The organism is Flavobacterium sp. (genome assembly GCF_036782315.1).
Lineage (GTDB): Bacteria > Bacteroidota > Bacteroidia > Flavobacteriales > Flavobacteriaceae > Flavobacterium.
In genome coordinates this window covers 1-6,612 of record NZ_DAIPZK010000021.1, presented here as the reverse complement: position 1 = coordinate 6,612, position 6,612 = coordinate 1, and the positions used below count along the sequence as shown (strand labels likewise).

The 6,612-nt window shown below is 31.9% G+C and carries 10 protein-coding genes; all 10 read right to left on the bottom strand.

The features are described 5' to 3' along the window. Positions 1-4: 4 nt before the first annotated feature. On the bottom strand, positions 5-166 hold the full coding sequence (locus V7P59_RS12700) for a hypothetical protein (RefSeq protein ID WP_333810526.1): 162 nt from the start codon (positions 164-166) through the stop codon (positions 5-7). A gap of 89 nt (positions 167-255) precedes the next feature. Further along, on the bottom strand, positions 256-522 hold the full coding sequence (locus tag V7P59_RS12695) for a hypothetical protein (protein WP_333810525.1): 267 nt from the start codon (positions 520-522) through the stop codon (positions 256-258). A gap of 148 nt (positions 523-670) precedes the next feature. Then, complete coding sequence (locus V7P59_RS12690; protein ID WP_333810524.1) at positions 671-1,012, bottom strand: hypothetical protein; 342 nt, start codon at positions 1,010-1,012, stop codon at positions 671-673. 80 nt (positions 1,013-1,092) lie between these two features. Further along, entirely contained in the window at positions 1,093-1,626 is a 534-nt protein-coding gene (locus V7P59_RS12685) for a hypothetical protein (protein WP_333810523.1), read from the bottom strand. Positions 1,627-1,637: 11 nt separating this feature from the next. Continuing rightward, the gene (locus V7P59_RS12680) at positions 1,638-2,231 is read right to left on the bottom strand and encodes a hypothetical protein (RefSeq protein ID WP_333810522.1); all 594 of its coding nucleotides are present in this window, start codon (positions 2,229-2,231) and stop codon (positions 1,638-1,640) included. Between the two features lie 38 nt (positions 2,232-2,269). Continuing rightward, on the bottom strand, positions 2,270-3,199 hold the full coding sequence (locus V7P59_RS12675) for a transglutaminase domain-containing protein (protein ID WP_231836947.1): 930 nt from the start codon (positions 3,197-3,199) through the stop codon (positions 2,270-2,272). 27 nt (positions 3,200-3,226) lie between these two features. After that, positions 3,227-4,072, bottom strand: a complete 846-nt coding sequence (locus V7P59_RS12670; protein WP_333810521.1) for a substrate-binding domain-containing protein — start codon at positions 4,070-4,072, stop codon at positions 3,227-3,229. Between the two features lie 54 nt (positions 4,073-4,126). Beyond that, the gene (locus V7P59_RS12665; RefSeq protein WP_333810520.1) at positions 4,127-4,993 is read right to left on the bottom strand and encodes a nucleoside phosphorylase; all 867 of its coding nucleotides are present in this window, start codon (positions 4,991-4,993) and stop codon (positions 4,127-4,129) included. A gap of 65 nt (positions 4,994-5,058) precedes the next feature. Then, entirely contained in the window at positions 5,059-5,388 is a 330-nt protein-coding gene (locus V7P59_RS12660) for a translation initiation factor (protein ID WP_333810519.1), read from the bottom strand. A gap of 118 nt (positions 5,389-5,506) precedes the next feature. Next, the gene (locus V7P59_RS12655; protein ID WP_333810518.1) at positions 5,507-6,460 is read right to left on the bottom strand and encodes an isopenicillin N synthase family dioxygenase; all 954 of its coding nucleotides are present in this window, start codon (positions 6,458-6,460) and stop codon (positions 5,507-5,509) included. Positions 6,461-6,612: the final 152 nt, after the last annotated feature.

The following is a 6,612-nucleotide window of genomic DNA, read 5'->3' as shown; positions in this document are numbered from 1 at the left end:
GTTTTTATGTTTTTGTAAATTGTTTTGAGAAAATGGTAGTTGTGCAACAGTTACCACTGTTGACAGTTCGGTTTTTTTCTTTTTTACGTTCCATTACGTTTTTGAATGCTATTGCTTTTAATATCTCAAATCTTGATAATGGTGTTTTTGAATATTTATTTTCCATGACTACAATTTTAATAATAAATAAAAAGTAATTGAACCTAATATTTCTAAAACCATTGTTGTTGTTTCATATTTTTTATTTCTACCTTTTTATATTCTAAAATATGAATTTAAGAATGTCATAGTAATAGCTAAAAGAACTGCAAAAACTCCAAAATCAACGATCAGCCATTTAAACAGTAATGAAAAAATATATAGAGTTATAAACGAGCTAAAGAAACTTGAAATGTAAGCAATGTGAATTTTATTTAAACCTAAAAATTGAAAAATTGAAGCAAATATTGCAACTAAAATTGTCATTATACCTGTTACAGTTGGAAATGCAGAAATTGCTAAGTAGACAAAGAAATCTTTCATAGAAAAGTGGTTAAATCATTCTGTCACAATTAAGCGAATGAAAATTAAAATTAATTATTTATGTCAAAAAATGAATTTTATACACCAATTGAAGTTTTTGAAACAATGTCAAGTGTATTTAAAACAAATGAAAATAAGCCAAATAGGATTAATCCAAATATTGTTGCAAATCACCTGACAATTTTAAGTCTTGCACTTCAAAAGTTTCAAAACGACCATTTTCAAACCGAAAGTAAATTTTATCAAGATTTATATCGTCTATGTCAAAACCAAAAAACGAATCTGTAGTTAAGTTTTTGAATATAATTTTATCATTAGATTCTAAAAACATAAAATCAGTTTTCAGTAGTTCAGTTTCGTAAACATTAATAGCAGTATGCTTTATTTCAAATCCAATAATTGGAGGCAAAATAATTACTCTATTTTTAGATCTAAGAATTTTAAATGTTAAGCCAAATTCACTGCTCAATAATTTTTCTTTGTCTTTCATGTTTCGATTTTTAAGTGGTTATACCAAACTGACTGCCAACTAATAAATATCATCAACTTTATACAACAATTTATATAAAATTAATTCACCGTAAACTCTAAAGTATTTGACGGTATACCTACTGTTGTGGTTTTAATTGTTACCATCACGGCATTTTCAGAATTCAAAGAAGCAATTTCAGGTTCAATTTTAATACGATATTGACCCGCCGTTAATGTAATGTCAACCTCATATTCGTAGTTGGTATCTAACGCGTCTAAAACGGGTATTCCAGAAATATAGCTCCCCACTTGGTTTTCGCCTTCAATTACCGTTATGTTTGATGGTGCTATAAATTCCCAAACACCATTTGCGTTCTTTTTTTCTAAAGTGTAATTAAAAAAGAACTTTCTTGAAGTAGTTGTTAAATATAAATCAAATGGATTGCCTCCAGTTTGTGGTAATATCCTTGGATAAAAACAAGAAACATTTACTTGGTTTTCTGATGCATTTACCTCAATTAAATTATTTGAAATAACGGTTGTTGTCGCAAAAAATTCATCATCATTTTCGGTGCATCCTGTAAATAATAAGGCGATGATTGCTATTTTTAAAAAGTATATGTGTTTTTTCATGATGGTTTCAATTAAAATCGGTATCCTAAATTAATTCCTAAACGGCTAATGGTTGAAGGACTGTTGTTGTTAAATAAGTTTTTGCCAATCCCAACCGTTAAATCTACAACAAAACTGTCTTTAAAATAAAGTTTATAGCCTATTGATCCACCAAGAGCAATATCACTGTAGTTGTGTTTGGTAGTAATAACATAATCAGCTATTCCATTGTTTAAAGTGGTGAGTTTTTTATACTCTCCGCCATTAAAATTAGTAAAAGCTTCTAGGTAATATAAATTTGTAGCGCTTTTTGATAAAGCATAACGTACGTAAGGAATAATTTGGTAATCTATTAAAGTTCGCGTATCATCTGTGATGAAATTATCAGTTTTACTAGATTTGTTAAACACCATTCCTGTAATACCTAATGAAAAATCTTTGTTAAGAAAACGTTCATATGAAATGCCTAACCTTCCATTTGCAATTAAGTTTAATGCATCAAACTTAATTTCGTTTTTTTTAGATAAAACTAGTGGTACTATCGAATCATTTATTGGCTTTTCGTTAGTTTGAGAAAAAGCACTAAAGCCAAGGAAGAGTGCAAATAAACAGCTTATTTTTTTCATATATAGGGATAATATTTCTGTAAATATAGAAAATATTATCAATTAAAAGTAAGAGCTCCTAAAATTTCTTCACTCATAAATTTACCTCCCGGATATGTGGCAGTATAGTCTAAATTCATCCAAATTTGACCTCTTTCATCAATGTGATAATGAATTTGTTGGTTATGACTTTCTTGCTTAAAAAGTTCTTCCTTAATAAGGTAAATTGCGGTTTCTAAATCGTTCTTGTTACCAATTAACATTTCAGGATATAAATGACCACCTGTGTGAATAATTCTTGGTGTTCCTCCAACTGCTTTAATACAAGCTGCCATAAGAATAGCATGATCGTCGCAATCACCTGAAAAATGTTGCAAACTTTCGGAAGCATAAGCAATGTATTCTCTTCCTTTTGGATCATTAACATAATTCCAGTGATTTCTAATTTCTTTAAAAACAGCAAAACATTGAATCATTCTACGGGTTTCACCTGTTTGCTTAATTTCTTTGAAATGCTTTGTAGTGGCATACAAGGCAAAATTTCTAACTTTTGGATTGGTGAAATCTACAGCATCAATAATTTTAGATTTGTTAGGAAAAGGGAGCAACTTGGCAATAATTAAATCTTGAGGATTTGGATTTTCACTCATAGAATAAATCATGTAACGATAATCTTCAAAAACTCTATTAAAGCCATAATTTCCAAATAAGGTTCCATAAACCAAAGCGATTATATAGATAAAAATAATTAAGATAATTATGGTTTTTACCAATCGCAACAGTAATTGAATCGCAACCACAATCACTACAAAAATAATTATTCTATCAAAATGTATTACCCAGTCTAAATCTACTAAATTTTGATGGGCAATTAAAAAGGTAGGTATAGCAATAAGAATATTTAAAACAAATATGACAACATTATCCCATGGCTTCGGTAAAGAAAGCTTTTCTTTGAGTTCTGCTATAGTGGGAATTTTAATTGTCATTTCGTTTAAAACGATAAAAATACGGAATTATTTAAGTATCGACTCTTTTGGAAGTTTTTTCTCGATAATTTGAAGCTTCAAAAGCTGTTCCATTATTTTATCTAATGTTGGGTTCGTCATTTGTTTTTGGGACCAACGCGTTAATTTCAACCATTCCTGAATTGCTTCTATTTTTTGGTTGTATTTGGAAGCTAAGGTTCTGTCAATGCTTGGAATCATTTTAAATTCCTCAGTTGTCGTATTGATTATATCTAAAATTTGTTCAATTACTTTTGGATGTTGCTCCAAAACTTCATTACGAACTGCAATTACAAAACAAGGCCATGGAGTAGGGCAGTCGGCAATTCTTCTAAAAATACCATTATCCACTAATGGTTGTGTCATAAAACGTTCCCACATGAAATAATCCGCTTTTTCTGAAGTCAGACTTTCAACCGCGCCATCAATGGTATTTACGATTTCGAATTGTAGATTTTCAGTATTCCAATTCTGATTTTGCGCATTCACAATACTCATCAAATGCGAACCCGAACCCATGCGAGAAATGGCTATTTTTTTGTTTTCTAAATCGGAAAGTGTTTTATAATTAGAATTAGCAGCAACGTGAATTCCCCAAATTAAAGGACTTTGCACATAAACTTGTACAATCTTACTCGGATTTCCAGCAGCGATGTCTTTGATAATACCTTCGGTAAGAATTACAGCAATATCGGTTTCTCCATCACGAAGCATTTGACACATTTTACCAGTTCCTTCTGGAACATCGGTCCATTGTAAATCGATTCCCACGGCTTCAAATTCGCCATCTTCGATACACATGTGCCAAGGTAAATTGAAATGTTCTGGAACGCCTGTAATCTTTATAGTTTTCATAGTTTTTAATCTAAAATCGAAACTTGATGTTGAAAAAGTCTGTGTTCCTTTTGATTAATTTACTAACTTATTCAATGTATATTCAATCAACTCATCTACAGCTTTATATGGATCTTCACTGAAAGTTCCAGTTGCACGGTTAGCAATGATAGCATTTAATGATAAACAGTTGTGACCTAATAATTTTCCTAGACCATAAATAGCTCCAGTTTCCATTTCTAAATTCGTCATTCGAGTGCCGTTGAAATTGAAACTATCCATTTTAGCATTTAACTCAGGATCTTGAATTCCTAAACGCACCACGCGACCTTGTGGACCGTAAAATCCGCCAGCGGTTCCTGTGAATCCTTTGAAAATTATTTCACTTTCTAAACGTTTTTCTAGAGTTTTACTGCAAGAAATCACGTACGGACGACCTTTTCTCATGTCCCAATTCGTTTGAGCAATAAAAGCTTCTTCCATTTCAGTTTCCGAAATTTCATCAATTAAGTAGGAGCGGAGCATATTGTCTAATCCTAAACCATACTGACTCATTACAAAACTATCAACTGGAATATCCGCTTGTAACGAACCCGAAGTTCCGATACGAACAATGTTCAATGAAGTCAATTCTTTTTTAACGGTTCTTGTTGCTAAATCAACGTTTACCAACGCATCTAATTCGTTCATTACGATGTCAATGTTATCTGGACCAATTCCAGTTGAAATAACCGTAATTCTTTTGCCTTTGTAAGTTCCTGTTTGTGTTTTAAATTCGCGTTTTTGAGTAGTAAACTCAATTGAATCAAAGTGTTTTGTAATTTTCTCTACACGATTTTGATCACCAACGAAGATAATATCGTTAGCAATTTGTCCAGGTTTTAAATTGATGTGATATACACTTCCGTCTGGATTTAATATTAATTCTGATGCTGCTATCATTTGTTTTTAGTTTAAAGTTTCAGGTTTCAGGTTCTTTAACTTTGAACTTGAAACTTGAAACAAATTTATCCGCCTACGCGTTTTGTTTTGAATCCCTTTTCTTGTAATAGTTTCATGATTTTATCACGATAATCACCCTGAATGATGATTTCGCCATCTTTAAAAGTTCCACCAACAGCTAATTTGCTTTTGATTTCTTTCGCTAGGATTTTGAAATCTTCGTCTTCGCCTTCATAGCCAGAAATTATCGTAGTAGGTTTGCCTTTACGCTTTTCATATTTACAAATCATTGGTTCTTTTTGAACAAATAATTCGTGAGGAAGAATTTCTTCTTTTTCTTCTTCTAAAGGCTGATGATCTGGAAATAGTTTTTTTAATTGTTCGCTTAAATCCATTTTTAATAAGTTAAAAAGTTCTTTAATGACAAAGTTAATATGTTTTGTGGTAGATTTTATAAAAAACAAAAAAGACATCAAGAAAACTCAATGCCTTTTCTATCTATTATAAAATTATTTACTTTTTAATCAATCCTAATTCTACCAAACGTTCGTGTAAAAATTCGCCAGCGGTGATATCTTCATATAATTTTGGATTGTTTTCATCGATACATTCTGGTAAGCAATTTAAACTCATATCGCTTACTGGATGCATGAAAAAAGGAATGGAGTAACGAGAAGAACCCCACAATTCTCTTGGTGGATTTACCACTTGGTGAATCGTTGATTTCAACTTGTTGTTGGTGTGTCTTGATAACATATCTCCAACATTAATCATTAACTCGTCTGGTTGTGCCATAGCATCAATCCATTCGCCATTGTGATTTTGTACTTGTAATCCTTTGCCTTGAGCTCCCATTAATAAGGTAATCAAGTTGATGTCGCCATGTGCTGCTGCACGAACGGCACCATCTTTAGGTTCGTCAGTAATAGGAGGGTAATGAATTGGACGTAAAATACTGTTTCCGTCTTTGATGTATTTGTCAAAGTAGAATTCGTCTAATCCGATGTAAAGTGCTAAAGCTCTTAAGACATAAACCCCTGTTTTTTCTAACATTTGGTACGCTTCTTTACCTACTTCATTAAATTTAGGTAATTCCGTTACTTCCACGTTATCTGGATATTCGCCAGCGTACTTTGAACCTTCGCTAACGTATTGTCCAAAATGCCAAAACTCTTTTAAATCTCCAGCAGAGCGTCCTTTAGCATGTTCTTTACCGAAAGAAACATAACCACGTTGTCCGCCAATACCTGGGATTTCGTATTTTGCTTTGGTTTCAAGAGGAAGATTAAAGAAGTTTCGTACTTCTGAATATAAATCCTCTACTAGTTTGTCATCTAAAAAATGACCTTTTAATGCTACGAAGCCGATTTCTTCGTAGGCTTTTCCGATTTCATTTACAAATTTTTGTTTACGTGCCGGATCATCCGACAGGAAATCACGTAAGTCAACACTAGGAATTTGTTGCATACTTAAAATTAATTGTTAATAAATCAAATGGGCTTTAACCCAAGTAAATACAAAGATAATTAAATATTTTTATTGTGAAAGAGGAAAGTTGTTAACAATTGGTGATGGGTGATGGATGATGGATGATGGGTGATGGGTGATGGGTGATGGAT

Excerpts from the sequence above, each read along its gene's own strand:
- V7P59_RS12700 (WP_333810526.1), bottom strand. The coding sequence starts at position 166 with ATGGAAAATAAATATTCAAAAACACCATTATCAAGATTTGAGATATTA.
- V7P59_RS12695 (WP_333810525.1), bottom strand. The coding sequence starts at position 522 with ATGAAAGATTTCTTTGTCTACTTAGCAATTTCTGCATTTCCAACTGTA.
- V7P59_RS12690 (WP_333810524.1), bottom strand. The coding sequence starts at position 1,012 with ATGAAAGACAAAGAAAAATTATTGAGCAGTGAATTTGGCTTAACATTT.
- V7P59_RS12685 (WP_333810523.1), bottom strand. The coding sequence starts at position 1,626 with ATGAAAAAACACATATACTTTTTAAAAATAGCAATCATCGCCTTATTA.
- V7P59_RS12680 (WP_333810522.1), bottom strand. The coding sequence starts at position 2,231 with ATGAAAAAAATAAGCTGTTTATTTGCACTCTTCCTTGGCTTTAGTGCT.
- V7P59_RS12675 (WP_231836947.1), bottom strand. The coding sequence starts at position 3,199 with ATGACAATTAAAATTCCCACTATAGCAGAACTCAAAGAAAAGCTTTCT.
- V7P59_RS12670 (WP_333810521.1), bottom strand. The coding sequence starts at position 4,072 with ATGAAAACTATAAAGATTACAGGCGTTCCAGAACATTTCAATTTACCT.
- V7P59_RS12665 (WP_333810520.1), bottom strand. The coding sequence starts at position 4,993 with ATGATAGCAGCATCAGAATTAATATTAAATCCAGACGGAAGTGTATAT.
- V7P59_RS12660 (WP_333810519.1), bottom strand. The coding sequence starts at position 5,388 with ATGGATTTAAGCGAACAATTAAAAAAACTATTTCCAGATCATCAGCCT.
- V7P59_RS12655 (WP_333810518.1), bottom strand. The coding sequence starts at position 6,460 with ATGCAACAAATTCCTAGTGTTGACTTACGTGATTTCCTGTCGGATGAT.